This window comes from Paenibacillus harenae DSM 16969 (assembly GCF_000422465.1).
GTDB classification, from domain to species: Bacteria; Bacillota; Bacilli; order Paenibacillales; family Paenibacillaceae; genus Pristimantibacillus; species Pristimantibacillus harenae.
The window spans coordinates 1,108,699-1,134,820 of record NZ_KE383842.1 but is presented as its reverse complement, the minus strand read 5'-3'; the positions used below and the strand labels follow the sequence as shown (position 1 = coordinate 1,134,820).

The window sequence follows — 26,122 nt, the reverse complement described above, 5'->3', positions numbered from 1 at the left end:
TCTCTCTCTCACTCCTAGTCTTTATTGTCCTTTTCCGGATAAACGCTTAATAAGCTCGGCCTTCTGCGCTTCAAAGCCAGGCTTGCCCAGCAGCGCGAACATATTGACCTTGTACGCCTCGACGCCCGGCTGATCGAACGGGTTCACCCCAAGCAGCAAGCCGCTGATGCCGCATGCCTTCTCGAAGAAGTACACCATTTCGCCGTACGTATATTCATTAAGCTCATCCAGCTCGACAATCAGATTCGGGACGCCGCCGTCAACATGGGCAAGCCGCGTGCCTTCGGCAGCTTTCTTGTTCACTTCGTCCATCGTCATGCCCGCGATAAAATTCAAGCCGTCCAGATTGCCCGCGTCCTCTTGAATCGTCAGCTCAATCCTCGGTTTTCCGATGGTTAGAACCGTCTCGATCAGGTCCCGGCGGCCTTCCTGCACATACTGCCCCATCGAATGCAAATCGGTCGTGAAATCAACGGAAGCGGGATAAAGTCCCTTCTGGTCCTTGCCTTCGCTTTCACCGAACAGCTGCTTCCACCATTCGGAGACATAGTGTAAGGACGGTTCGAAGTTAGCCAGCAGCTCGATCGTTTTTCCTTTGCGGTAAAGGGCATTGCGCACGGCCGCATATTGATAGCTCTCATTGGAGGCAAGATCGGGATTATTGTATTTCTTGGCGGCGGCAGCCGCTCCCGCCATCATTTGATCGATATCGAGTCCGGCAACGGCAATCGGCAGAAGTCCAACCGCCGTCAGAACGGAATAGCGTCCGCCTACGTCGTCGGGAATGACGAACGTTTCATACCCTTCTTCATCGGCAAGCTTCTTCAGAGCGCCTTTGGATGAATCGGTCGTTGCAAAAATACGTTTTTGCGCTTCCTCTTTGCCGTATTTCTTCTCCATGTAATCGCGCAAAATACGGAATGCGACGGCAGGCTCGGTCGTTGTGCCCGATTTTGAAATGACATTGAGGGAAATATCCTTACCTTCCAGCAGCTCCAGCAAATGCGTGATGTACGTTGAGCTTATATTTTGCCCGGCAAAATACACTTGGGTATTCCCGCTCATCTGATTGTGGAACGTATGGGACAAAGCTTCGATCGCCGATCTTGCGCCGAGATAGGAGCCTCCGATGCCGATGACGATCAAGGCTTCGGACTGGCTGCGAATACGCTTCGCAGCCTCCTTGATTCTCGCAAACTCTTCTTGATCATATTGAAGCGGCAAATCCACCCAGCCGAGATAATCGGATCCAGGGCCTTGCTTCTCGTGAAGCATGCGGTGAGCCGTATTCACAAACTCGCTGAAGTAATCCACTTCATGCTGCTGGATAAAAGATAGTGCATTCGAATAATCAAACCTAATCGCCATCTGTAAGATCTCCTTTATGCCCGCATCTTGTCAAAGGCTTCTTATTATTGAACGGTTTTTTTCCAATCGGCTGCGAATTTCTCCATGCCTTGATCCGTCAACGGGTGCTTGGAGATTTGTTCGATAACCGAGAACGGAACCGTTGCAATATGCGCGCCTGCCATCGCCACGCGCGTGACATGATCCGGATGGCGAACGGAGGCGGCGATAATTTGCGCATCCAGGTTATGCGTACGGAACAATTCTGCGACTTTCGCGACTAACAGCACGCCGTCTTCCGAAATGTCATCCAAGCGGCCAAGGAATGGCGATACGTAGGTAGCGCCTGCACGGGCGGCCAAGAGAGCTTGATTGACCGTAAAGATCAGCGTTACGTTTGTTTTTACGCCCTTCTTCGTCAAGTAACGGCATGCCTCAAGACCGGCAAGCGTCATCGGAAGCTTGATGGTGATGTTTTTATCATTATTATTGATTTTGATTAATTCGTTCGCTTGCGCGATCATCTCTTCGGCTGTGAGCGCATCCGGCGTTACTTCGGCAGAAACGGATTCAACCTCGGGCACTTCACGCAAAATCTCGGCAATGCGGTCCTCGAATTTCACGCCTTCTTTGGCAACCAAAGAAGGGTTTGTCGTAACGCCGGAAAGGACGCCGACTTTATACGCTTTTCTGATATCTTCCACATTTGCCGTATCGATAAAAAATTTCATAGTTATTACCTCCATTTATTTGGTTAAATTATAATTACTTACTTCAGTAATTCTTTCGCTATACGAACCACATTTCCTGTGGAGAAGCCAAAATACTCCATAACCTGATTTCCGGGTCCCGATGCGCCGAACGTATCGATCGACAATACTTTGCCGCCTAGTCCAGCGTAACGTTCCCAGCCAAGTGAAATGCCGGCTTCGATTGCCACCCGATTCTGTACGGAATCCGGAAGCACGCTTTGCTTGTAAGCTTCCGGCTGACGGTCGAACAGCTCTCTGCTTGGCATAGCCACGACGCGTACGGACACGTTATCTTGCTCCAGCTCCGCTTTCGCATTCACGGCGAGCGATACCTCGGAACCGGTAGCGATCAAGATGACATCCGGTTGGTTGTCGGTTTCCGTCAACACATAAGCGCCCTTCGCAACGCCATCGATATTCGCCTTAGTCGCTTCGTATATCGGCAGATTCTGTCTGCTCAGGATCAGCGCTACCGGACCTTCATTTTGCTGCAGCGCGTATGCCCATGCGTTTGCCGTCTCATTGGCATCGGTCGGCCTGATAACCGTAAGGCCCGGAATGGTGCGGAGCGCAGCCAGATGCTCGACGGGCTCATGCGTAGGTCCGTCTTCCCCGACGGCAATGGAATCATGGGTGAAGACATAGATGACAGGCAGCTTCTGCAGCGCAGCGAGTCGAATGGACGGGCGCAAATAATCGCTGAATACGAAGAAGGTGCTGACGAACGGTTTCACGCCTCCGTGAAGCGCCATGCCGTTGCCGGCGGCGCCCATCGCATGCTCGCGGACGCCGAAGTAAATATTGCGGCCGGCATAAGACTCGGTAGCGAAAATTTGTTCGCCTTTAATGTCCGTCATCGTCGAATGCGATAAGTCGGCGCTTCCTCCGAAGATCGAAGGAACGGTTTTCAAATAATGATTGATCGCTTCTCCGCTTGCCACGCGGGTCGAAACGGTTTTGGAAGCATCGAACGTCAGGATGTCTGCAGCATCAATCTTTACGGTGCCGTCGATAACTTGCGTAAATTCCTTACCTTGTTCAGGATATTGCGCCGCGTAGGAAGCGAGCAAATCTTTCCATGCTTCTTCTTTTGCCGCGCCTAGTTGTTTGAGCTGTTCGAAATGAGCTCTGACTTCGGCGGGAACGGTGAATTCTTCTTCGTAAGGCCAGCCATAAACTTCCTTCGTGGCCTTCGCTTCTTCTTTGCCCAGCGGATTGCCATGAACCTTGTTCGTTCCTGCCGCCTTGCTGCCGTAACCGATAATCGTCCGGATTTCGATGATCGTAGGCTGCGAATCATTGTGCTTGGCAGCAGCGATCGCTTCGGCAATTCGAGAAATATCATTGCCATCCTCGACCCTTAAATATTCCCAATTCGCCGATTCCGCTCTTTTCTTGATATTCTCCCCAAAGGAAAGGTTTAAATCTCCATCCAATGAAATGTCGTTCGAATCATATAATACGATTAATTTGCCAAGCTTCATATGTCCGGCCATGGACATGGCCTCATAAGAGATCCCTTCCATCAAACAGCCGTCACCGACTAGCGCATACGTGTAATGATCCACTACCGGGAAGCCGTCTTGGTTGAATTTCGCGGCCAGATGCGCTTCGGCCATCGCCATTCCGACCGCATTTGCAACGCCTTGCCCCAAAGGACCGGTTGTTGCATCTACGCCATCCGTGTGGCCGAATTCGGGATGTCCCGGCGTCTTGCTGTTGAGCTTCCGGAATTGCTTGAGATCGTCAATCGATACTTGGTAGCCTGACAAATGCAGGAGGCTGTATAGCAAAGCCGAACCGTGACCCGCCGACAATACGAAGCGGTCGCGGTTGAACCACTTGTGATGGCCGGGATTGTGGCTTAGAAATTGGGACCAGAGCGTGTATGCCATCGGCGCGGCGCCCATAGGCAGACCCGGATGGCCGGAATTGGCGCTGTTAATGGCATCGATGGACAAGGTTCTGATCGTATCGATCGCTAACTGTTCAATGGTTTGTGTTGTAGGCATAATGTTTTCCTTCCTTTTCTATAATTTCAAGTTCCGGCTTGGCATCGAACCACCAATGGAAGCCGTCCTGCGCAAGCAGAGCATCGGATTCGGCAGGTCCGTAAGTCCCCGCTTCATACAGATGCAGCGGAACCAGATTTTCTTTGAAGGCATCCAGGATCGGCTGGGCCCATGCCCACGATAATTCAACCTCGTCCCAATGGGCAAAGAACGTAGAGTCACCGCGCAAGGCGTCGTGAATCAAGTTCTCGTAAGCCTCAGGCTGCTCTTCCTGGTTAGGATGCAGATCGATCTGAATCGGCTTGAATTCCCCTTTTTGCTGGGAATCCTTCGTATTCAATTGGAGCATGATTCCTTCGTTGGGGCTCATTTCAATGACGAGCAGGTTAGGCGTCGCTTGATCCTCATTCCCCGATGGGGACTGCTTCGTCGGTTCCTTAAATTCAATGACGATCCTCGTCGATTTCTCCTTCATTCGTTTGCCCGTCCGGATATAGAACGGAACGCCGCGCCAGAAGTAATCATCGATCTGCAATTTGGCCGCTATAAACGTATCGTTCATGGATGTGGCCGCAATGCCCGGTTCGGAGGTATAGCCGGTGACCGGCTTGCCTTGGATGCTGCCCTCTTTGTACTGCCCGCGGATGACGCTCGCGCCGACATCTTGTTTTTGCAGCGGCTCAAGGGCTTCCATCACCATCTTCTTCTTAAAGCGCACCTTCTCGGAGTCGCTCCTGTTCGGAAGCTGAATAGCCGTCATCATCAGCAGCTGCAGCATATGGTTTTGGAACATGTCACGTACGGCTCCGACATGATCGTAATAACCGGCTCTCTCTTCCACGCCTACGGTTTCATTCGCGGTTATCTGCACGTTGGCGATGTATCGGTTGCTCCATAATGCCTGAATGACCGGGTTGGTCTGCTGCAAAGATTCCAGCCTCTGGACCATCGGCTTGCCGAGGTAATGATCGATACGGTAAATCTCTTCCTCCGCGAATGCATTGCTCAGCTTCTCGTTAAGATGCCGGGCGGATTGCAGGTCATGGCCGAAAGGCTTCTCGATCACGAAGCGTTTCCAGCCCGCCGCGGAACCAAGCCCGCTGTCCAGGATCCCCGCTGCGATCGTCTCGAAAAATTCAGGCCCTACAGATAGATAGAACAAACGATTCGGCGGAAGCTGAAGCGCCTCTTCCCGCTGTTCGATGATGAGCAGCAGCTTCCGGTAATCTTCCAAGCGGCCAATATCCAGCACGCTGTAACGGAATGCCCGCAGGAAGTCATTCACTAGAGCAGGATCCTTCGCTTGGCGTCTGGAGAAATCACGGAGCGATTTCTCGACATTCGCCCGAAAGGCTTCATCAGACAGTTCTCTTCGGCCAAGGCCGATCAATGAAAAGGATTTCGGCAGCTTGTTGTCGATGAATAAATTAAACAGGGCAGGGTAAATTTTTCTTTTGGCTAAATCCCCTGTCGCTCCAAACAAAACAAACGTGGTTGGCTCCATCCTCCCAATCTCCTTCCAACAAAGCCCGCTAGACCATCCGTTATGGTCGGCGACGCTGCCGTAATAGGCAGCTATGACCGTTTTCCGATCTGCAAGCTATGGTTTCTTTTTCTTATTTCCACTATAATACGTTTAGGAGTCATACAAGTAATTAATATATTTCACAGGAGCCATAGACCACATCTATGAACAATAACTACGAGCTGTATAAAGTTTTTTATTGGGCTGCGAAAACGGGAAGCTTGACCCAAGCGGCGAAGGCCTTGTATCTTACGCAACCGAGCGTCAGCCATGCCATCAAGCAGCTGGAGGACAGCTTCGGGATTACGTTGTTTTACCGGAATTCCAAAGGCGTCGCTCTCACGCAAGAAGGCGCCATTCTGTATTCGTATATTGAGCAGTCTCAGATTTTAATCTCGCGGGCCGAAGAGAAAATGGCCGCCCTCAAAAATCTGGACAGCGGCGAGCTGCGGATCGGCGGGAGCGATTCGCTGTTTAAGCATTACTTGCTTCCGTTCCTGGAAGAATTTCATCAGATCTATCCCGGCATCCGGCTGCATCTGAATCATGGCACGACGCCTGAAGTGATTTCCTTCCTGAAAGAAGGCAAAATCGACCTGGGCGTCGTCCGCATGCCGATCGTTGATCCCCAGCTGGAAGTGAAAGAAAGCATTCAGTTGAAGGATTGTTTCGTGGCGGGTGAGCATTACGCCGAGCTTAAGGACGAGATTCTAACCTTGGAGAGGCTGCTTCAGCATCCCGTCATCCTCTTCTCCCGGAATAGCCGGGCGCGAATGGCCATAACGGAGCTGTTTGAAAGCTACGGCTATAAATTGAAGCCTGAAATTGAGGTCGGAAGCGTCGATCTGCTCATTGAATTTGCGCGGAGAGGACTCGGGATTTCTTACGTGACGAGGGAATTCGTGACGAAGGAGCTGGAAGAAGGCTCCCTCTTCGAGATCCAATTAGACGTGCAGCTGCCTCCCTCCCATGTCGGCCTTATGATTATGCGGAACATGCCGCTTTCCAGCACGGCAAGCAGGTTTATCGAGCTGGTTCAATAATGATTTTCCCGTACCGAGATCATATTTAATGCGGCATGCCTTAAAGAAAGGGTTTTAGAAATCGCGGGTCTTAGAGGAATGCTGCTTTTGTTGTCGTCTCGAATGCACATCCTCTAACATTCGTATTGTCTCATGAGCTCACGGAGCTTTCCTTGTATTTGTTCGCGCACCACATCGGGACGTTTCACGTTCGCCTCTATGCCAAAGCCGAGGAAAAAATGTACCGCCCATGGCGCATACGATGCGCTCATCTTTGTACGAATCGTACCTGAGCCGTTCTCCCGCAAATCGATCCATCGGGATAACCATAAGTCCGATTGGCATCGTCTCACGCCCTCCGGCGTCAATTCCACCTCAAGATCCAATGCTTCACTCTCATCCATTCGCATGATCCATGTCTGAATGTGCTCCTCGTCTGTATTCAATTTCATGCTTTGGTTAGCCTCATGCGAGAAATCCTTCACTCGATCCACACGAAACACTCGATAATCATCTGCCAAGAAGCAGTAAGCTTGGCAGTACCACAATCCATTCATCGTATAGATCCCAAGCGGTTGAATCATTCTTTCTCGACGCGAAGATGCTTCGTAAATAATCGTGATAACTCGCTGCTCCAAAGCAGCCTCGAGCAGTTCCTTCAAGAAAGGAACTTCCAACTCATGCGGAGGTACCCAAAATACAAGCCTTTGCTGCATGCGTTCGATCTTTTTCTTTAACTCGCTCGACAAGTAATGAAAAAACTTGTGCAACGCTGCATCCGCTTCATTTTTGAAAGGGAGAGCTTTGTAATTGCGCAACGATTGGCAGGCAAAAAACAACGCGATCGCCTCATGTTCCGTAAAGCTGATGGGTGGCAGCACCTTTTCTCGCAGAACGCGATAACCGCCGCTAGGCCCTGCTTCGGAATAGAGCGGCACACCCAGTTCACTCAACTCCATCAAGTCGCGAACCATCGTTCGGCGCGAAACACCGCATTCGTCTGCCATCTCCTGTATCGTAAACTTCTTGCGTTCATTGACCTTCATAATAAGTTGAATGAGTCGCTGCGCTTTGTGCATGAACAGCTCCTCCTTTTAGGTTAAACTTGCCCTTTCCGGTCGTGTTCTTATCCAGTTGACCACTGGGAGCCCCCAGCAAGCACGCGACAATGAAGCATGGGCTCGCACACACAATGCGGAGTATCTCGACGGCGCAATAGCGGCATCACCAACCCAGATAGGTAACCCGGCAGCTACCATCTTCACATCAGGTTCCCTAACCGCTTTTCAACAAAGTGAACCGTTTCTTAAATATCTGGCCGGAAACTCACCTTATCTAGGTGAACAGGTTAGTGCAGCATCTTCGACGGAATTGGCGTTTCTTTCATACTTATTTGGATCGTATATCGGATTTTTTCATGCGGCACGCATCCTTGAATCCGATGGCCTACGCGTGGATGCTTTCGGGTCGATGATCTCTCATGTCTCGCAGGTTGTCGGTGATGTGATCAAATATGAGAGTGAAGTGATTCAATCCGAAACTTACGATAATCCGCAGAGTTCCGTAAATATGTGTATGACGACAGTGGATCTCCTCATGGAACAAGCTCGTGAAGCCGGCATTAACAAGGAATTTCCGATGTTTGCCCATGGGCTTTTTAAGAAGGCCTTGAATGCCGGTTATGGACATGAAGAACTAGGTGCCCTTATTAAAGTACTGAGATAGGACAGGGATGGGTACATTTCCTATTTATTGAACAAACGAAGCGGCTGTTTCCCATTTCATGCAATGGGGAACAGCCGCTTTCGGATTCGTTTTAAACCGTTATTGGCTTGCTTGCTCTTTCAGATACACGAGATCCGCCAGAAGATTTAGCGCGAAGTCGGAATCCAACTGTTTGCCTGCCTGTGCGGACATTTCGTTCTCTAGAGCATGCAATGCGCTAACGATTTTTGTTGCGTCGGTTTCATTCTGAATCAGGGTTACCTTCGCAAGCAAGCTGTTCAATATGCCTTGATTCGAGATTTTACCCTGGTCATACGCCCCTCTCAATGCTTCATCCAGGTAGCCGCGATCCATAATAACTTCAAATACGTATTGCTGAACCGAGACGTTGCCTGCATGATCCGCTGCCGTAATGACAATCGTATGCTCGCCGATCGATAAGGCGTAAGGCTCCGCCGTTACGGGTAAGCTTACCTCCTCGCCGTCCAGCGTCGCATCCACTTGGTCTATGCCGCTTAACGTATCCGTTGCTGCGAACGGGAAGCTCACGGCGTCCGGGCGGTATACCTTTTCCGTTATGGAGGGTGAAATTGCCGGCCCGGTGAAGTCGATGCTTATCGTTGTTGATTGGACCGCTTCCTTGTTCCCAACCGCATCTATACTGTAATACCGGAGCGTATGAACGCCTTCCTCGCTGAGAATCGCCTGATTGCCCGCTTTGAAAGGAGCATCATTAACGCTGTAATAGGTCGTTGTCATCGAGCCTTCCGCGTCATTTGCGCTCAGGTTAATAACTTGAGCCGTATTATGCCAGCCTGGCTCGGCATCGGTCTTCGTAACGGGAGGCGTTACGTCCTTAGGTGAATCGAGCGTTCGGACCGAGATGGAATTGGACGGTTCCGATTCTCCGCTGGCATTTAGGGCTTTGATATAGTAGGTGTATTCCACTCCCGGTTCTACTGTGCGGTCGTAGTAGGTATCGACCTTCGCGTACCCAACAAATTGGACCGGTTCGCCAGCGGATTCCCTGTAAACTTGGTATCGGGTGGCTCCGCCATGGGAGGTCCAGACGAGTCCGACGAACGATTCCCCAACCAATCCGGCAAAAAGATTCGTAGGGATTGCCGGTAACGGCATGGCAATGTCAATCGCTTCGGAAGGAGCGGACTCGCCCATCTCGTTCTCAGCCGTTACTTTATAGCTGTACCCGGTACGGTCTGCCCCTACGCTATCGTCAGAGTAGCGAGGTACAGTTGTGCTTCCGATCCGGGTATAATCATTATCGCCATTCCCTTTTCTGTAAATATGATAGCTTTCTGCATGGTCAACCGGATTCCACTCGATTTCGAAAACATTTGTCGCAACCGTTCCTGCGGACAAGCCTGCAGGCACATGCGGGATCGGCACCGGCGGTTTCGTCGTCGCGCCGACGCTGCCGGACGATGCGGATTCCCCGCCGACCGACGTTGCGGTCACATAATAGTGATACGTCATCGAAGGCTCCACATCCTTATCCGTATAGGATGCGGAAGATGTACTGCCTATCTTTGCATAAGGCCCATCGGCGGCAGCAGACCTATAGATCCCATAGCTGACGGCGTCGTCGGCAGGCGTCCATGCCAGCGTGACGGAAATGCTTTTTGCCGCAGTGACCTGCAATCCGATCGGTGCCGATAGTACCGGTTTCGATGGATCATAGGCCAGAACTTCCACTGGACCGGAGTGCGGGGATTCGCCTCCCGCATTCACTGCGGATATTTTGTACTGATAGGTAACGCCCATGACGGCGGCAGAATCCGTATACGTCGTGCTGTCTGCGCTTCCTATCACTTTAAAATAGGGATCCAATGACGTTGAACGGTAGATGAGATAAGCATCCACCCCGCTTACGGGCGCCCAGTTAAGCGATACCGCAGGACCGTCCGCGAGCTGCCCCGTCAATCCCGATGCGGCTTCCGCAGGAGGGGCCGTTTCCCGACTTGTCGGTTTCAGGATGACAAAATAATTCATTTTAGAGGTGCTGTTATTGGCCCCCATGACAACATGCGAGCCCGCGGAATAATGTTTCTTATAAAGTTTGAACTCCACCGGTTGGTTATCGGCGATGATCAGCCCCGTATCCTCGTAGGAGGATGCCAGCCACTGAGGCAGCTCCGTTATCCTCGAATCGTGGGCGACATACACGTCTGCGTCGGCTGCCAAGTAGAAAGAGAGCAAATCCGGACTGGTAGCGCTTCTGGAGCTCACCGCTGAGCGAATCCATTCCAGACCCTTCATTTCATCCGGGATTGAAACGAAGGTATACGCTTTGCTTCCGGTCATACGGTCTCCTGCCACGAAGTCCCCCGGCTGGAGATTCTTTTGTGCCGACCAGTTTGCCGCATTGACGCTTCCGCTGCCGCTGTCATCATTGATAACAACATTCCTGACGGCCTCTCCGTCCATACTGGGCACCGGCTCGAATTCAGGCTCCGGCGTCGGTACGACCGGCGGGATAAACGGCGATCCCGTCCATGCCGGAGGAGTAGTTGGATAATTCGAGGGAAAGCCCGGCTCCGCGAGCTCATTCAAGTATTCCTCGAGATTCGTGTAACCGTCTCCGTTTCGATCGCCGTTTCGGTCTTCCGGGTTGTCCGGGTTCAATTCTCTCGCCGTCTCCCATGCGTCGGGCATCCCGTCGAGGTCCGTATCAAGCGGCCCCTTTTCTTGCTTCAGCTGCGGAAATCCGCCGACGTCGTTCTCATGACCGATGATGACGCCGGTTTGATTACGCACGCTATCGATCACGCGCTGATCCACCTTATCCCGAAGGAGCGACGCGCCGGCGTAATCCAGAACATGCTCGTAGGCGGTCTCCGGTTCATGCGTATGAACAGGCGGGTATTCGAAACGTTCCGGAACCAAAAGGCTCGGTCTTTCTGCCTCCATCATTTCGGTTCCCGTATCCGTTCCGTCGAGAATGCCGTTTTTGTTGCCGTCGATGCGGTTGTTCGCAAGATATAGGCTATAGTTCTCGTTACCGCGAACGACCGCGTACTCGGGACTTGCCGAGTTCAAGCCCGCGACGAAATAATTGCCGACGACGTTTCCGTAGCCTTTGGTGCCCGATTCGCCGCCGGCCACGTAGGGATATCCGCCCCAGTTATAGACGATGTTGTTGACGAAATCAATTTGGCCTTTGGTTTTCGGATTGCGGTCATTGTTATGGGCGTACAGGTTATGATGCATGGTGATCGTATTCATTTCGATTAGACCGCCCATGGAGTGGGTAAGCAGCCCCTCTGAAATAACCGACCACTGCACCGTAATATTTTTAGACTCAGGATGGTCGTAGTCTTTGCTCTTGATCGATAACACTTCGTCGGTCCCCCATGAGAAGGAGGAGTGGTCAATGATCACATTCTGGCAATCTTCGAAATACATCGTGTCGTCATTAAAGTTCTGCACGCCCATACGGAAGCGCAAATAACGAATGACGATGTCGCTGCTATTGATAAATCGGATATTGTTGCCCCGGATCGTCACTCCGTCACCTGGCGCGGTCTGGCCCGCAATGGTGATCTTGGACTTGCCCTTCACCACGATCTTGGGAATCGTGATTTCACCCGAAATATCAAATACGATCGTTCGCGGCGTCGACCCTGCCGTTATGAGCGCATCATGGAAGGTTCCGGGACCGGTGAGCTCATAGCTGGTCACACGGTATACTTCGCCTCCCCGGCCGCCTGAGGCGGCATAACCGAAACCTTCCGCCCCCGGAAACGCCGGCAGCGCATCATAACTCGCATGCGCGGCAGGAATCGGCATTTGGAATACAGATAAACCAAGCACAAAACATAAAATGAGCGCGAACCTTTTCTTCATGTCGTACCTCCTCTTTTTCATAAACTCCTTCGCTTTATGCCCGCAAGCGTTTGTAAGTGCTTACAATTCTGCGGATGCGGTTCTTTCGTCACCTTGGTCATAATCCCTCCCTTGTCTGCGTGTAACGTTATCTTACTCAGCCAGGGTTCCTCATTCAATGGTTCAATCCTCTACTTCATGCACAAAAACGGGATGTTCCTTGCACCGCTTCAAATGGCGTTTCCATGGCAATAAAAACCAGAATGGTTCATGCGCTGGCGTATTTGTACATGACCAAATGAAAGCGATTCCCGCGTCCTCCTGCGTTAAATGAACCTTACGCAGCCCACAAAAAAACAAGCTGGAGCTCATGCCTCCGGCTTGTTTTCTGCAAAGTCGATTATCTTTATTTTCCCGTTAACAGTCTGATAGCACGAAAACAACCGCCAGCATCATGAATGCTAATCCTCTCACTGCATTTCCTCTCCTTTATACCATATGACGAACTGCAAAGGATTAAAGTTCCATGTCGTCTTCAGACCTCCGAACGCTCCTGCAAACAAAGAAGGCTGCCGCCGGCAGCCTTCCTACTTTGAATGGATCTAATCCTTCGTGAGTTCCTTTCTTCGCGCTTCGCCGATATCGTTCCAGATATAAGCCGGAATCTGCTCGCGCTTCAGCCGGGTTAGAACATTGTAGCCGCCCTCTGGCTTCAGATGAATATCCGAGGCGTTCGGAGAACCTACCTGGGCCTTCCCTGCTCCAGGATGCCCATGCACCACGAAAGTAGCAGCATTCATGCCGTTCCCGTTCACGGTGCATACGAGCTCCTTCGTATAAAGCTTACCGCTCAGGGTGGTAACATTGCCATAGCTAATTGTGTGATAGTTCTTCTCCAGGAGAACGGCCAGCATGTTGATCCACTTCGCAAATTGATTGTTTTTATTGACATTCGTCAACATTTGGCTTTGGATGGCAAGCTCCAGCGCTGCCGCGTTCGCGCCGTTTGGCCATGAAATTTGCTCCTGAAGGATCCGCGCCGCATCCCACTCCGCCTTTTCGCACAGCTTCAAAGCGGCAAGCAGATCATCCGCCGTATTCGCTTTAACGGATAGCGTAACCAGCAAATTCATCTTGTTCACGTCGGGAATTCTGCAAGGGGGAGCCGCATCCAGCAGTTTTACGATCTGGTCAACCGTATAGCCTTGAACGAGTGCAACAAAATGACCGACAGCCGCCTGGTTCGTGCAGTAAGCATGAAACTTTCCGATGCACTTGGCAAGCTCCAGCAGTCTGGCGCCGGGAACCTGAACGAAAAGCGTATGGAGAAACGTCATGTAGCTCTTATAGGTCATAAAAGGCGTTAGCCCGGTTATATTGAGCAATTGCAGAAGATGGCCGATCTGCCCTGGCGTGAAGGTATCCCTCAAATCTATAAGTTTATCGATCGGCTGACTCGATTTCATAACCAGCGCTTCCCCTTCGCTGCCCAGCATTACAATTTCCATTACCTTAACGGCCTGGTTGAACGAATTGGAAGCCATCGTCAATACCGATTCGGCATGGGGGTGGAAGCTGACCGCTTGATAATAGGCCGCATATTTATCTTTCAGTTCCCCGTAGACCTGCTGGTAGCTCGGTCCCTTTGCTTCTTCACGCAGCTTCTCCGCTGCCAGCGAAATCTCGTCCTGCTTCGGTTTTGCTCTTTTTTTCTGCTCTTCCTCCAGCATCTTATTTTTCTTGAACTCGGATTTTTCTTTCTTTATTTTAGGGACTTGGGAAGCAGCCTCCTTCTGATCGTCAAAGGTTTGATTTTTTTGTTTCGTTTCATCCGACTGGATAGCATACAGTGTGTCCTGCAAATCCGAATCCGCAACCTTCTTCACCGCTGTATCCACACGCTGTTCCAGCTTCTCATTGAAGTTGAACTTCTTGATCTGATCCAGCTTCTTCCGCGCGTCATCCAAATGATCCGATTTCGCAACGGTGGAGACCACAACCTTTAAATGACTCTTGTTCTCGCCGATCTCATCCGCATGGGAGCAAATAACATCGAACTGGGCAGCGGACAAAGCAATGGAGCCCGCTTCCGCCTGAGCGTTTAACAGCAGCTTGAGCAATTTCAGGTATCCTTCATTCTGCGCTCCCGCCTTCCGGTCGGCGATGGCTGCAAGCCCTAGGCTGGTTCCGGGCTGTTCGAGGAACTGCATGGTCATCTCGGCCCGATCCTCGCTGGCGAATGCTCCTTCCAGTTCCAATACGACAATCCTTACTTTAGACAGCCCGTATCTCTCTATCATCTTGCGCACAATATCCGCTCTGGCAGCATCGCCCTTGGCTAAATCGAGACTAACCGCTCCCATAGACATCAGACTATCCACCCGCTGGATCGGAGTTTGGGCAGGGCCGGCTACCTTCATCAGCTGTGCGACCGCTTGGTTGCCTGCCGTACGTTGCAGCGTGATGATCCCTTCCTGCGAACGAGTAAGATTCGATTGGGTAGTTACACGCTGCCTGGCTTGCGCCGCTGCCGGCTCTTTTATCTTAGACGCGGAGTCACTCTTCTTCATCCTATGTCCCCTTAATCTTTCATTTGCCTCTATCATAAGCGGTATGGTCGATCAATTCAATCCGCTTTACGCGTATAAAACTTTCTGCCGGAAACTGTGATTTTCAGCTAAAAGCCGGCTGTCCCGAAGCTTTTGAGGAAGCAGGACTGCATTCTCATGCCGAGACCCCTGCCGTGTTTTGCGTCGGCAAACGGACTTCGAAGAGCGTACGGATGACATCGCTTTGTGCCGTAATAACGCCTTCATGCTGAGCCACTATATTTTTGGCGATAAACAAACCAAGACCGGTACTGCCCTCGCGATGCGTGCGCGACCTGTCACCGGTGTAGAACATCTCAAAGAGATGCGGCAGCTCCTCCGGGGGAATGGCATCCCCGTAATTGACGATTTGAACGACCACATCATCTGACTCCATGTAACCGCAGATATCGACATACCGGCCGTCTTTGCCATAACGCGCAGCATTCGTCATCAGATTCTCAAATACGCGCGCCAACAGGTCTCCATCCCCCCAAGTCATCAAATGCGGAGCTATATCCACACGGGTCGTTAATTGGTTTTTCTCAAAAACCGGATAAAGCTCCTCGTTTAATTGGATGAGCAGCTCGTTCATATAGATGGGTTGTTTCTCCGCGATCGTCAGCTTTCCATAGTTCATTCGCGTGATTTCGAATAATTCGTCTATGAGCTTCTCCAGCCTTTGCGATTTCGTGTAAGCGATGCCTGCGTAGTGTTTCGTCTGTTCGGCCGTCAATTGTTCATCCTGAAGAATAAAATCCAAATAACCTAATACCGAAGTGAGCGGGGTGCGTAAATCATGCGCCAGGTTGAGGACCAGCTGATCCTTGCTGTTCTCTGCGAAATCCCCTCTCTCCACCGCCTGCTGAAGCTTCTCGCTTGCCATGTTGATGTCTCTGGCAATATCCTCGAATTCATCCCTGGAGCGGATCTTCACGAGGTGGTGAAACTCACCTTTGGCAAGCTGATTAATCCCTCTGGAAATTTCATTGAAATAAGCAACATAACGTTTGGTAAGCAGAAAGAAAAACAAGATGGAAAGCGGAATGAAAATAATCAAAAAAAAGTTGATATCCCCATTTTCTCTCATAAAGTAGCGTACTTTCGTCAATGGGTCTTCAACCTTCATTGTATGGTAATACATTTGAAGCGCTTTATAGAGCGAATAGGTAACCGTACCGGAGAACAGCATGCTCAAACCAAACAGAAGAACCATTTTAAACCGGAAGCTTCGAATCATTTTATCCATGGAAGGAATATCCCACTCCCCATACGGTCTTGATCAGTTTGTTTTTATTCTTATCGTCGCCAAGCTTTCTCCGCAAGGTACGGATATGGACCATAACCGTATTGCCGGAGCCTTCGTAATAAGCCTCGCTCCACACCTGCTCAAAAATATTTTCCGAGCTGTATACCCGCTTGGGGGAGCGGACCAGCAAACATAAAATATCAAATTCCTTGGGCGTTAGCTCAAGCGGCTCGCCGTAGAGAAAGGCGGTGCGGTCTTCGGGATAAATGACCAGTCCGCCCGCTTCCAGAGCAGGCTTGCTCGCTTGCGCCGGCTGATTGAACTGCAACGAACGCCTTAGCTGAGCATTCACGCGGGCAACCAATTCCATCGGATTGAACGGTTTAGTGACATAATCGTCTGCCCCTCTTATCAGTCCTTCAATCTTGTCCAGGTCGGACGCTCTGGCGCTCAAAAAAATAATCGGCATATGCTGCCCGTCCCGAATGTAATGAGTCACTTCATACCCGTTCAGCTTCGGCATCATAATATCTAAGATAACTAAATCAACGGTATTCTTCTTCACCGCGGCTACAGCTTCCTGTCCGTCATATACTTTCATGCAGCGATAGCCTTCTTTGGCCAAATGAAGCTCGACCAAATCGGCAATTTCCGGCTCATCGTCTGCGATCAGAATCGTAATTGTCCTCATATTCCCTCCTAGTTTAGTTAACTTTCGACGGTGCTGTCATAAATGAAGCACATAATAAGAATATAATGAAACCAAGCAAGCCGCCGCCGGAATTAAGGATCAGGTCATCGACGTCGAAGCGTCCGATCGCGAATATAGCCTGGGCGCTTTCCAAGATCAGGCTTAATCCGAATGAATACACAATAACGCTCATTCCGGATAACTTTTTATTTTTTGACATTAAACCACGAAAAAAACCGAACGGTATGAAAATTACAACATTTCCAATCAGGTTGAATAAGCTATGATTCGTTGCCTTCTGCATGGTTCTGGTTATTTCATAAAAAGGAATCAGGTTGCCTCCTTGTATTCGACTGACGACATCGGCGGGATGATCGAGACTTTGTTGAAACTGCTGCCCGAGAAAGGTGAAGTCGACCGAGCTGAATTTAAATAAAATAGCTTTGCATAATCCGTACATATAAAACGCAATTAACGCGTAAATGTGAATATTCTTCAGTATACTCTTCTGATTCATTGCCACTCCGCTCCTGACTAAAACTCATTTTCACCGATCAGCCCTATGAAGTCACGATGACTCCGTCCACATTGTTTCCTGAGATCTCATAGCGGCCGTTTGCCGGCACGCGGATATCCGTGTTTTTGGAAATGGGATAATAGGCGATTTCATAGGATTGATGATCCATCGTCCACGTCGTCTGATCCAATACTTCGAATCCTTGGGTTAACTCCTTAACTTATCATTCATCCTTAATAGGATAAGGAACACAATTTAAGTAAACGTTTGTTAAAGGTAAAGTTTTTCTTAAACTTTTTTGCAGCTGCTTCTTGGTGCAATGATCAAATAATCGGAAAAAGGGATTTTTTTGCGTGGTTATGCAGAACCAATGGATCATCCAACGCAATAATATCTCCGTCAAGAATATGAGTTTCATCGTCCGCATGAAACTGGGCTGCAAATATGATGGTAAAGGATTTCCACTTCGCGCATTATGATGTTATTTCAAATTAGCAATATCAAGCACAAAAAAACCCGCAATATCTGCAGGTTCTTTGTCTTTCGAATGCTTATCAAGCGGCATATTCAATCGAAGTATACGGGTTTGCCGGTTTCGGCAGATATGTAAACGGCCTCCAATATGGCCGATACCACCATCGCCTCTTTAGGCTTGACGAGCGGTTCCGTGTTATTTACGATACTGCCGATCCACTGCTTGGCTTCATACTCGAAATCGGACATATGTTCCCCCCGGAAGTGCTCGCGCGCGTTCGGGTCCACGTCTATGACATTCAAGTATAAGCTGCCGTCCCTCTCGCCGTTAATGCGCAGGCCGCCGTTAAAGTCGGCTCCGCCCTTGGTGCCGCACAAATACGAGCCTTCCGGCTTGGCAATATTAAGCGCCCAGCTTGTTTCAATCGAAACTACGGCACCGTTCTTGAACTTCACATAACCAAAGGCGGAATCTTCCACTTCGAACTGCTTGGGGTCCCAAGAACCCCATTCATTCGCGGCATTTTCCGTATCCTTCAACTTCTGAAAGACGCTTCCCACAACGCTCTCCGGTTCATAATTGTTCATCAGCCAAAGGATGAGGTCGAGCGAATGGGTGCCAATGTCGATCATGGGTCCTCCGCCCTGCTTCTCCTTATCGAGGAATTCTCCCCATGTGGGAACGCCTCTCCGTCTTACCGCAACCGCTTTGGCAAAATAGATCTCGCCGAGCTCGTCGTTCTCGATCATCTTTTTTAACAGCTGCGCCTGCGCTCTGCTCCGGTTCTGGTAACCGACCGTCAACTTCTTCCCGGTCTTGAGATGCGCTTCGTACATGGCTTTCGCTTCCGCGCCGGTCTTAGCCATCGGTTTCTCGCACATGACATGCTTGCCCGCCTCCATTGCGTTAATGGAAATGACGGCATGGGAAACATTCGGCGTCAGCACATGGACGACTTCAATTTCTTCCACGGCGAGCAGCTGCTTGTAATCTGTAACAACCAACGCATCGGGAACGCCGTATCTCTCGGCCGCTTCTTGCGCTCTTTCCTCGATGAGATCGCAGAAGGCAACCATTTCCACATTCCCTGCCTTCGCCAGGCTTGGCATATGTTTGCCGTTCGCAATCATTCCGCATCCGATAATTCCAACCTTGACTGTCCGCATCGGCTTATTTCCCTCCCGGCTGCTTGAAATCAACGGTTCTTTTCTCGCAATGAGCGATATATGCCGTCTCCAGCAGCTCCGTGAGCTTCGTGCCTTCCTCCAGCCCGAAAGGCATCGGCTGGTCGTTCAGAATGCCATCAACAAATTGCGTTAAAGGAAGCGGCTGCTCCTTCGGAAGCTGGCGGGGAGAAATCCAGCCCTGGAACGGCGAATTCGTATGCCTGGACGTGAATTTGACGCTGTCTCCGGAGATGATCAACGTTCCCTCCGTGCCGTACAGCTCGAACGCCGGCGGCGTCTGATAAGTGACCAGACTTGTTTCCAGCAGCGCGACTGCATGGTTCGCAAACTCAATGGAGCATTGCGCATTATCCTCTACGGTCCGGCCTGTAAAATAATTAAACATGGACGTGATCCGTTTCGGCTGCCCGAGCAGCCAGCTGGCCAGATACATCGGATGGCATCCAAGATCCATCATCGCTCCGCCGCCTGCTTGCTTCTCGTCATACCAGTACTCAGGCAGCCAGTTATTTAAGGCGCCGTCATGGCCGTTGCGAATGCGCAGCAGCGTGACGGCTCCGAGTAAGCCGTCATCCAGCAGCTGCTTGGCGAATAAGTGATGCGTTCTCGTCCGGGCGGGGAAAGAAATGCAAAACTTGACGCCCGCTTGCTGCACAGCCGCCGTTATTTGCTCGCATTCCGCCACGGTAAGCGCCATCGCTTTCTCCGTGAAAATATGTTTTCCCGCTTGCGCCGCGGCAATCATCACTCCGGCGTGCATGCTGGTAGGCGCATCGACCACGACGGCATCCACGTCATTTCTGCGGAGCAGCGTGTCCAGATCGGCTTCGAAGTCGGCTCCCAGCTCAGCCGCCCAGCCGCGGCCCCTGTCTGCTATTTCATCCCATACGGCTGTAATGTTTACGTTTCCAAGCGATTGCAGGTGTCTGGCGTACCCGTCGGCATGAACATGCCACTTGCTAATCATCGCGACATTCAACATTTGGGATAACCCTCCATATCGGTATAATGAGATTGGCTATAAGGGGTGTTCTATTCATCCTCGAAAACGACAGCCGGGTATCCGGCGCCGAACGGCGCGTCAGGCCGCTCGTATTCCCCCGCCAAATAACGGCGTACGGGAGTGGTGCGCATCAAATAGTCCTTGTCGTTCTCAAACCGGTCGGAGAATCGAACCCAAGGCGGACTGTATATATAATGTGCGGTATATCGATCGTAATCTCCGTCATGCATGTAAGTGCGGTGCCATACGGCGTTATGGAAGAGCAATACGGAACCGGCCGGCGCGCAAATAACGTGTCCGATCGGCAGATCGCTTTTGTCGCGCCGAATGTCATCCGGAAGCGGCGCCTGCGAGCGATGGCTGCCCGGTATCATTTCCATATTGCCCATCCTCGGCAGGGATTGGTCGGTGAGCAGATACGAGGCACGCAGCTGCAGCAGCGGAATCGGATAACCCAGATGCTTGAAATCATAGGCTCCGGAGCCGTCTTGATGCCAGCCGCCCACTCCTCCAAAAGCCGGCTGTTTCGTACACCAGGCGGATTGAAGGATGAAACGGTCACCATATAAGGCTCTTACCTTCGGCAGCACGGCCGGATGATCAATCAAATTGTCCAGTGCCTGCTCGGTCTCAAAACCCCGGCCAACCTGGGCCCATCCCGTTGTCCCCGCTTTCCCGTGAAGGCGCTTTGCCGCCTCCAGGCATTCTTGCGCCTCGTCCGCCGACAGCACATTCGGAATGATAAGATAACCCCACGATTCAAACATAAAACGGTCAAGCTCTGTGAATGCACCCGGATGGGAAATGGCATTTAATCCTTGGTATTGCTCAGCAGTCATCCGACAACCTCCTGACTTCATTCAGTCATTCGAAGCAATTGACGCCAATTCATAAAGAGTTCCGGCAAATCGTCATGACCAACCGCGTAACCGCGAATCCGTGTAACCCGAAGATCCTCACCTCCAAACTGTTACAATCGGCCTAAATATATCATACATATAAAATATGTGCAATCATAAATGTGCTAGCAAAATAGAGCTGGATTATTCTCTATAAGTGCAAAGCTTATTCCTTATTTTCATGTTAAAAAGCAGCATTTAAGCTTGAATCGGCAAATTTCTGTATGAAGTGGTCATTTATTCGTTTTAATAAAGATAAGCCCTTCATTTTAATATATATTCAATATATTTTAATTTCATACAACGGATGGCTGCTAACCGCTTCGCTATGATTGTAAGAGCCAAGCCATCGCGGTTATTGCTTCCGGAACGAATCTTCGGGCAAAAAAAAAGCTCCTGCATAAGCAGAAGCTTTCGTTGCTGAATATGGCGATCGGCTTGCGCGGGTATCTCCGAGTGTGTGTCGATGTCAAGCTATTGCTTTCCATCTTTCTGAATTTCCTTTAAATAATCGTCAAGCCGGTCGAAACGGTCTTCCCACAAGGCGCGAAACGCGTCCAGCCAGGAATCCATTTCTTGAAGAGGCTCAGGCCGCAGCCTGTAGAACCGGCGATTGGCATCCGGCCTCACTTCGACGATTTGGGCTTCATTAAGGACTTTCAAATGTTTGGAAACCTGCGGCTGCCGCACATGGAGCCTGTCTGCGATTTCCCCTACGGTCAACGGTCCGTCAAGAAGCAATTCGACCATTTGCAAACGGGTGGGTTCGGCAAGCGCACTCAAAGTTGTTGTATTCATATCTACCCCTCCGATCCTGTTTGCTTGCAAGCGACGGATGCCCTTCTAAACGTTTGATGAACAAAATGTACCATTCGGGGAATATTCCCGTCAAGGAACTTTTCCTTATTCTTGCTTTTTATAATAAATTACAGTAGCATGAAGCTCGCCGTTTGCGGATTTCGCATAGTCCGGGATCTGCCCTGCCTTCACATAATCCATGGAGGCATAAAGATGATTGGAAGGGTCGCCTTCCCTTGTATCCAGAACCAATAAAGACCGTCCTTCCTGCTTCGCCTTTTCTTCAGCCGTCTGCATTAATGCGCGTGCGATGCCATTGCGCCGGTATGACGGGTGTGTCATGAGCTTGGCGATTTCGGCCCGATGATCCCCGTTCTGCTTCATGCATAACTGTAGCTGCACGCTCCCGACGATTTGACCGTCTATGTAAGCCGCGAATAAGATTACCTCGGGGCTCAATACCTTTTCCCAATAACCGGCTGCCTCCGACCGGTTTAACGGCGGTATAAAACCAATCGACGCCCCGTCATCGACGACTTGAATCAACAGCTCCGACAGTTCATCAAGATGTTCGCTAATAGATGATAATTGATCGATTATGACATCGCTAGCCACTTAAATCCCCTCCAACAAATCTAAAGCAAATAAGAACATCTCCTATTTTATCCAATCCGAATCACTGATGCTAGTCTTCCTGTACATCAGTGACATTATCCGTCAAATATCGATCCTGCTTATCTATCCGTTCCTCCAGCGTGTTTTTGTCAAAGGCATCGTTCCATGTTCCGTCAAAGAGTAAAATGCAAAAAAAAGAAGCTGCGATCTCAGCTTCTTTCGTTATTTGCAAGTTTCTTACGTCAGACGATTAAATCTTGTAAAGCTGTGTCCAAATGTTCATAAACAAAAGTAAAGCCTTCGCGCTCTAGTCTCTCGGGAATGACCCATCGGCTCTTCAAAATCAATTCGGTCTCCGTGCGCAGCAGTACGGCGCCAATTTCAAGCATCCACCCGGCTGCGGGTAAGCCGGCCCTTACGTTCATGATAGTCCGCAGCTTCTGCATCAGCTCGCGATTCGTAACCGGATTTGGCGCCGAGCAGTTAAATATGCCGCTAAGGTCTTCTCTTTCCTGGAGAAATCGGATGATCCGAAAGAGGTCCTCCACATGAATCCAGCTGAACTTCTGGTTCCCCGTGCCTTGAACGCCGCCGAGTCCGAATTTGACCAGATTCCGGTATGGCGTCATTACCCCTCCATGCCCGCCTAAAGCGATTGCGATTCGCAGCGCAGCCTGCCTCGTATTCGGCAATTCGAAGGAGAAGAAGGCGTTCTCCCACGCTTTGGCTACGTCAACGGAGAAACCCGATCCGATATCGCCGCTTGCTTCTGTCATCGGGCGGTCGTCTGCTTGCCTGTAGATGGTTGCCGTGCTGGAATTGATCCATAGAGGCGGCGGATTATCGCAAGCCGATAGAGCTTCTCCAAGAATGGCGGTCGTATCCGTTCTTGATGTTATGATTTCTTCCTTATTCCTGCGATGGTAACGGCAGTTTACAGATTTTCCGGCCAAATTAATCAGCAGGTCGGCACGCTCCAGCGCATTTGTGATTTGACCGCGGTCATTCCAGCTCAAATGATTAGCTTGTCTGGAAATGATCATGACCTCATAATCAAGCGCATGATATTTCTTTGCTAGAAAGCTGCCTATGAACCCGGTTCCCCCGGCGATTACTATTTTTTTCTTCATGATGCTACCTCATTTCGGTTGATTGCGGCTTTTATCTATGGTGATCTTATCAAACCTTCATGGAGAGAGGCAGTTCTATCTTTTGTAGAACCTAAATTATTCACCTGCCACTTTTCTGAACAGATCGTGAAATACCTCATCCCGCCGAATGAATTGGACCACTCGGACGCCCAGCTCGGTAAGCGTCATCAGATGTGTCGCTAACGATTAGCGGCACGCCGCAATCGAATACGAGCCGGATCCCTCTCTATTATAAAAAAGCCGAACAAGATTTAGTGATCTTGTTCGGCTTCATTGATCAAGTAGGATTAAGACGTCTAGCCTTGCTCGACCGCGCTTTGATCCATATATATGATTTCCCACAGATGGCCGTCGGTGTCCTGGAAGCTGCCTGTATACATGAAGCCCTGATCGGAAGTTTCGTTCGACGGCTTTCCGCCCGCGGCAAGCGCCTTACTGACTACCTCGTCGACCTGCTCCTTGCTTTCGGCGGAGATGGACACGATCACCTCGGCGCTTCTTGTCGCGTCCGCTATTTCTTTCTTGATAAACGTTTGGAAAAACGGTTCAACGAGCAGCATAACAAAAATATTGTCGCCGACTACCATGCATGTCGCGTTCTCATCGGTGAATTGCGGATTAAACTCAAAGCCGATTTTCGAATAAAATTCGATGGATTTATTTAAATCCTTAACCGGTAAATTGACATAAATTTGTTTTGCCGTGAATGCCATGATCGATCACCTCAACGTTATATTTTGAAACAACCAAATTATAGCATGTTTAATAGGTGGAAACTTCTTCTCGATTGCTGTTTTGGACAAGCAAACCGGCTATTATAACGCGGTTGAAGCTTGATCCATGTCATATCGGTTGATGAGCTCCTTCGCCAGATCAGGCACGCCGTCCAAGGTACGGGCTTGGTGCATGAGCTGAAAGAATGGCGCACCTCCTTGATCAAGTATGTCTAATGCCAACATTCGAATACGCTCAAGCGGCGTGCCGCTCTTTCGATTGACGTCCTTCATCGCCTGCCGTGAACCGTCCACCGCCGCTTGAACGAGTGTAACAAATTGAACTTTTCCTATGATCAATATGTTTATACGCTGCACGGTTCAGCTGCTCCAAGCGGCAAAAAAAAAACGACCTAACCCTCAGGATTAGATCGTTTCTATCAGCTTCCTTCTTAAAACACCTTCGTCGTCCAGGATTCGCAATTCCATGTTTCCGTAACGACGTCGCGGTAAAACTCCGGTTCGTGGGAAATAAGCAGGATGCTGCCTTTGTAAGCCTTGAGCGCGCGCTTCAGCTCATCCTTCGCATCGACGTCCAAGTGATTCGTCGGCTCATCGAGCACGAGCAGATTCGTTTCGCGGTTGATCAGCTTGCAGAGGCGCACCTTTGCTTTCTCGCCGCCGCTGAGCACGGCAATTTTGCTCTCGATATGCTTTGTCGTGAGACCGCATTTGGCCAGCGCCGCGCGTACCTCGAACTGGGAATAGGACGGGAATTCATTCCATATCTCCTCGATGCAAGTATTATAGTTCGCATCCTTCATTTCCTGCTCGAAGTAACCGATGTTCAGGTTCTCCCCGCGTTGAACGGAACCGGCAAGCGGCTGAATCTCGCCAAGAATGCTGCGCAGCAGCGTCGTTTTCCCGATGCCGTTCGCGCCGACGAGCGCGATCTTCTGACCGCGTTCCATTCGGAGATCAAGCGCTTTGGACAGAGGGCTGTCGTAGCCGATGACGAGCTCCTTCGTCTCGAAGATCAGCTTGCCCGAAGCCCTTGCATCCCTGAAATTAAATTGCGGCTTCGGCTTCTCCTTCGCCAGCTCGATGACTTCCATCTTGTCGAGCTTCTTCTGTCTGGACATCGCCATATTGCGCGTCGCGACACTCGCTTTGTTCCGGGCAACGAAATCCTTCAGTTCGGAAATCTCTTGCTGTTGACGCTTAAAGGCAGATTCCAGCTGCTGCTTCTTCATCTCGTAGACCTGCTGGAAATGCTCGTAATCCCCTACATAGCGGGTTAATTCCTGGTTTTCCATATGATAAATCAGGTTAATGACGCTGTTCAGAAACGGAATATCGTGCGAGATCAGAATGAACGCATTCTCGTATTCCTGCAGGTAACGCCTCAACCATTCGATATGCTGCTCATCGAGATAGTTCGTCGGCTCGTCAAGGAGTAAAATATCCGGCTTCTCGAGGAGCAGCTTCGCTAATAGAACCTTCGTACGCTGCCCGCCGCTTAGATCATTTACGTCCTTATCCAAACCGATATCGGTAAGCCCCAGGCCGCGGGCGGTTTCTTCGATCTTGGCATCGATCAGGTAGAAGTCCTGATTCGTGAGCGTGTCCTGGATCGTTCCGACATCCTCGAGCAGCTGTTCCAGCTCCTCCGGCGTGACGTCGCCCATCCGGGCATACATGTCATTCATTTCCCGCTCCATGTCGAACAGGTACTGGAAGGCTCCCTTCAGGACATCGCGAATGGTCATCCCTTTGTTCAGCACCGCATGCTGATCGAGATAGCCGACGCGCATCCGTTTGGACCACTCCACCTTGCCGTCGTCCGGCTGAAGCTTGCCCGTAATGATATTCATGAAGGTTGACTTCCCTTCGCCGTTCGCGCCGATCAATCCGATATGCTCGCCCTTAAGCAGACGGAAGGATACGTCGTTGAAAATCGCGCGGTCGCCGAAGCCGTGGCTTAATCGTTCTACGTTTAAAATACTCATG

At 50.5% G+C, this 26,122-nt stretch carries 21 protein-coding genes and 1 pseudogene; 2 read left to right on the top strand and 20 right to left on the bottom strand.

The window, feature by feature from the left end; all coding sequences use genetic code 11:
• Positions 1 to 21: 21 nt before the first annotated feature.
• Genes H581_RS0115590 through zwf form a run of 4 tightly spaced genes read right to left on the bottom strand, consistent with a single transcriptional unit; the run spans position 22 to position 5,615 of the window.
• Complete coding sequence (locus H581_RS0115590; RefSeq protein ID WP_028610825.1) at positions 22 to 1,368, bottom strand: glucose-6-phosphate isomerase; 1,347 nt, start codon at positions 1,366 to 1,368, stop codon at positions 22 to 24.
• 44 nt (positions 1,369 to 1,412) lie between these two features.
• Positions 1,413 to 2,078 carry a fructose-6-phosphate aldolase gene (gene fsa / locus H581_RS0115585; protein ID WP_028610824.1) on the bottom strand — a complete coding sequence of 222 codons (666 nt, stop codon included), beginning with the start codon at positions 2,076 to 2,078 and terminating at the stop codon, positions 1,413 to 1,415.
• A 38-nt stretch (positions 2,079 to 2,116) separates the two neighbouring features.
• Positions 2,117 to 4,111 (bottom strand): transketolase, encoded by a 1,995-nt coding sequence (gene tkt / locus H581_RS0115580; RefSeq protein ID WP_028610823.1) that lies wholly within the window; start codon positions 4,109 to 4,111, stop codon positions 2,117 to 2,119.
• The gene (gene zwf / locus H581_RS0115575) at positions 4,089 to 5,615 is read right to left on the bottom strand and encodes a glucose-6-phosphate dehydrogenase (RefSeq protein WP_028610822.1); all 1,527 of its coding nucleotides are present in this window, start codon (positions 5,613 to 5,615) and stop codon (positions 4,089 to 4,091) included. Before zwf ends, tkt begins: the two co-directional genes overlap by 23 nt.
• Positions 5,616 to 5,800: 185 nt before the next feature.
• On the opposite strand from zwf, the gene H581_RS0115570 reads away from it, so the two are divergent.
• Positions 5,801 to 6,679 (top strand): LysR family transcriptional regulator, encoded by an 879-nt coding sequence (locus tag H581_RS0115570; RefSeq protein WP_028610821.1) that lies wholly within the window; start codon positions 5,801 to 5,803, stop codon positions 6,677 to 6,679.
• 113 nt (positions 6,680 to 6,792) lie between these two features.
• On the opposite strand, the gene H581_RS0115565 is transcribed toward H581_RS0115570, so the two are convergent.
• On the bottom strand, positions 6,793 to 7,737 hold the full coding sequence (locus H581_RS0115565; RefSeq protein WP_028610820.1) for a helix-turn-helix transcriptional regulator: 945 nt from the start codon (positions 7,735 to 7,737) through the stop codon (positions 6,793 to 6,795).
• A gap of 55 nt (positions 7,738 to 7,792) precedes the next feature.
• Here H581_RS0115565 and H581_RS34170 point away from each other — a divergent pair, with 55 nt between their 5' ends.
• Positions 7,793 to 8,383: an imine reductase family protein gene (locus H581_RS34170; protein ID WP_245600041.1), complete on the top strand. Its 591-nt coding sequence runs from the start codon at positions 7,793 to 7,795 to the stop codon at positions 8,381 to 8,383.
• A gap of 99 nt (positions 8,384 to 8,482) precedes the next feature.
• On the opposite strand, the gene H581_RS36485 is transcribed toward H581_RS34170, so the two are convergent.
• The 15 genes and pseudogenes from H581_RS36485 to H581_RS0115480 all read right to left on the bottom strand — a co-directional run bounded on the left by H581_RS36485 (position 8,483) and on the right by H581_RS0115480 (position 26,121).
• The gene (locus H581_RS36485) at positions 8,483 to 12,247 is read right to left on the bottom strand and encodes an OmpL47-type beta-barrel domain-containing protein (RefSeq protein ID WP_156889591.1); all 3,765 of its coding nucleotides are present in this window, start codon (positions 12,245 to 12,247) and stop codon (positions 8,483 to 8,485) included.
• Between the two features lie 581 nt (positions 12,248 to 12,828).
• Positions 12,829 to 14,796: a hypothetical protein gene (locus H581_RS0115545; protein ID WP_028610819.1), complete on the bottom strand. Its 1,968-nt coding sequence runs from the start codon at positions 14,794 to 14,796 to the stop codon at positions 12,829 to 12,831.
• 154 nt (positions 14,797 to 14,950) lie between these two features.
• Positions 14,951 to 16,063: a sensor histidine kinase gene (locus H581_RS0115540; protein ID WP_028610818.1), complete on the bottom strand. Its 1,113-nt coding sequence runs from the start codon at positions 16,061 to 16,063 to the stop codon at positions 14,951 to 14,953.
• Positions 16,056 to 16,754: a response regulator transcription factor gene (locus H581_RS0115535; protein WP_028610817.1), complete on the bottom strand. Its 699-nt coding sequence runs from the start codon at positions 16,752 to 16,754 to the stop codon at positions 16,056 to 16,058. Before H581_RS0115535 ends, H581_RS0115540 begins: the two co-directional genes overlap by 8 nt.
• Before the next feature lie 13 nt (positions 16,755 to 16,767).
• Positions 16,768 to 17,271, bottom strand: a complete 504-nt coding sequence (locus H581_RS34160; RefSeq protein ID WP_051250829.1) for a VanZ family protein — start codon at positions 17,269 to 17,271, stop codon at positions 16,768 to 16,770.
• Positions 17,272 to 17,314: 43 nt separating this feature from the next.
• Positions 17,315 to 17,428: pseudogene (locus H581_RS37920) on the bottom strand (D-Ala-D-Ala carboxypeptidase VanY); the annotation flags it as partial.
• Between the two features lie 410 nt (positions 17,429 to 17,838).
• Positions 17,839 to 18,912, bottom strand: coding sequence for a Gfo/Idh/MocA family protein (locus H581_RS0115520; RefSeq protein ID WP_028610816.1), 1,074 nt, complete (start codon positions 18,910 to 18,912; stop codon positions 17,839 to 17,841).
• Between the two features lie 4 nt (positions 18,913 to 18,916).
• Positions 18,917 to 19,915: a Gfo/Idh/MocA family protein gene (locus H581_RS0115515; protein WP_028610815.1), complete on the bottom strand. Its 999-nt coding sequence runs from the start codon at positions 19,913 to 19,915 to the stop codon at positions 18,917 to 18,919.
• Positions 19,916 to 19,965: 50 nt separating this feature from the next.
• On the bottom strand, positions 19,966 to 20,775 hold the full coding sequence (locus tag H581_RS0115510; RefSeq protein ID WP_036718672.1) for a phytanoyl-CoA dioxygenase family protein: 810 nt from the start codon (positions 20,773 to 20,775) through the stop codon (positions 19,966 to 19,968).
• Between the two features lie 534 nt (positions 20,776 to 21,309).
• The gene (locus H581_RS0115505) at positions 21,310 to 21,633 is read right to left on the bottom strand and encodes an ArsR/SmtB family transcription factor (RefSeq protein WP_028610813.1); all 324 of its coding nucleotides are present in this window, start codon (positions 21,631 to 21,633) and stop codon (positions 21,310 to 21,312) included.
• Positions 21,634 to 21,738: 105 nt separating this feature from the next.
• On the bottom strand, positions 21,739 to 22,248 hold the full coding sequence (locus tag H581_RS0115500; RefSeq protein WP_028610812.1) for a GNAT family N-acetyltransferase: 510 nt from the start codon (positions 22,246 to 22,248) through the stop codon (positions 21,739 to 21,741).
• Positions 22,249 to 22,490: 242 nt separating this feature from the next.
• Positions 22,491 to 23,378 carry a TIGR01777 family oxidoreductase gene (locus tag H581_RS0115495; RefSeq protein ID WP_028610811.1) on the bottom strand — a complete coding sequence of 296 codons (888 nt, stop codon included), beginning with the start codon at positions 23,376 to 23,378 and terminating at the stop codon, positions 22,491 to 22,493.
• 317 nt (positions 23,379 to 23,695) lie between these two features.
• Complete coding sequence (locus tag H581_RS0115490) at positions 23,696 to 24,112, bottom strand: VOC family protein (RefSeq protein ID WP_028610810.1); 417 nt, start codon at positions 24,110 to 24,112, stop codon at positions 23,696 to 23,698.
• A gap of 102 nt (positions 24,113 to 24,214) precedes the next feature.
• Positions 24,215 to 24,490 carry a hypothetical protein gene (locus H581_RS34155; RefSeq protein ID WP_028610809.1) on the bottom strand — a complete coding sequence of 92 codons (276 nt, stop codon included), beginning with the start codon at positions 24,488 to 24,490 and terminating at the stop codon, positions 24,215 to 24,217.
• A 74-nt stretch (positions 24,491 to 24,564) separates the two neighbouring features.
• Positions 24,565 to 26,121 carry an ABC-F family ATP-binding cassette domain-containing protein gene (locus H581_RS0115480; protein ID WP_028610808.1) on the bottom strand — a complete coding sequence of 519 codons (1,557 nt, stop codon included), beginning with the start codon at positions 26,119 to 26,121 and terminating at the stop codon, positions 24,565 to 24,567.
• Position 26,122: the final 1 nt, after the last annotated feature.

Bases quoted from the DNA above. Each gene is read 5' to 3' on its own strand.
- H581_RS0115590 (WP_028610825.1), bottom strand. From the start codon at position 1,368: ATGGCGATTAGGTTTGATTATTCGAATGCACTATCTTTTATCCAGCAG.
- fsa (WP_028610824.1), bottom strand. From the start codon at position 2,078: ATGAAATTTTTTATCGATACGGCAAATGTGGAAGATATCAGAAAAGCG.
- tkt (WP_028610823.1), bottom strand. From the start codon at position 4,111: ATGCCTACAACACAAACCATTGAACAGTTAGCGATCGATACGATCAGA.
- zwf (WP_028610822.1), bottom strand. From the start codon at position 5,615: ATGGAGCCAACCACGTTTGTTTTGTTTGGAGCGACAGGGGATTTAGCC.
- H581_RS0115570 (WP_028610821.1), top strand. From the start codon at position 5,801: ATGAACAATAACTACGAGCTGTATAAAGTTTTTTATTGGGCTGCGAAA.
- H581_RS0115565 (WP_028610820.1), bottom strand. From the start codon at position 7,737: ATGCACAAAGCGCAGCGACTCATTCAACTTATTATGAAGGTCAATGAA.
- H581_RS36485 (WP_156889591.1), bottom strand. From the start codon at position 12,247: ATGAAGAAAAGGTTCGCGCTCATTTTATGTTTTGTGCTTGGTTTATCT.
- H581_RS0115545 (WP_028610819.1), bottom strand. From the start codon at position 14,796: ATGAAGAAGAGTGACTCCGCGTCTAAGATAAAAGAGCCGGCAGCGGCG.
- H581_RS0115540 (WP_028610818.1), bottom strand. From the start codon at position 16,063: ATGGATAAAATGATTCGAAGCTTCCGGTTTAAAATGGTTCTTCTGTTT.
- H581_RS0115535 (WP_028610817.1), bottom strand. From the start codon at position 16,754: ATGAGGACAATTACGATTCTGATCGCAGACGATGAGCCGGAAATTGCC.
- H581_RS34160 (WP_051250829.1), bottom strand. From the start codon at position 17,271: ATGAATCAGAAGAGTATACTGAAGAATATTCACATTTACGCGTTAATT.
- H581_RS0115520 (WP_028610816.1), bottom strand. From the start codon at position 18,912: ATGCGGACAGTCAAGGTTGGAATTATCGGATGCGGAATGATTGCGAAC.
- H581_RS0115515 (WP_028610815.1), bottom strand. From the start codon at position 19,915: ATGTTGAATGTCGCGATGATTAGCAAGTGGCATGTTCATGCCGACGGG.
- H581_RS0115510 (WP_036718672.1), bottom strand. From the start codon at position 20,775: ATGACTGCTGAGCAATACCAAGGATTAAATGCCATTTCCCATCCGGGT.
- H581_RS0115505 (WP_028610813.1), bottom strand. From the start codon at position 21,633: ATGAATACAACAACTTTGAGTGCGCTTGCCGAACCCACCCGTTTGCAA.
- H581_RS0115495 (WP_028610811.1), bottom strand. From the start codon at position 23,378: ATGAAGAAAAAAATAGTAATCGCCGGGGGAACCGGGTTCATAGGCAGC.
- H581_RS0115490 (WP_028610810.1), bottom strand. From the start codon at position 24,112: ATGGCATTCACGGCAAAACAAATTTATGTCAATTTACCGGTTAAGGAT.
- H581_RS0115480 (WP_028610808.1), bottom strand. From the start codon at position 26,121: ATGAGTATTTTAAACGTAGAACGATTAAGCCACGGCTTCGGCGACCGC.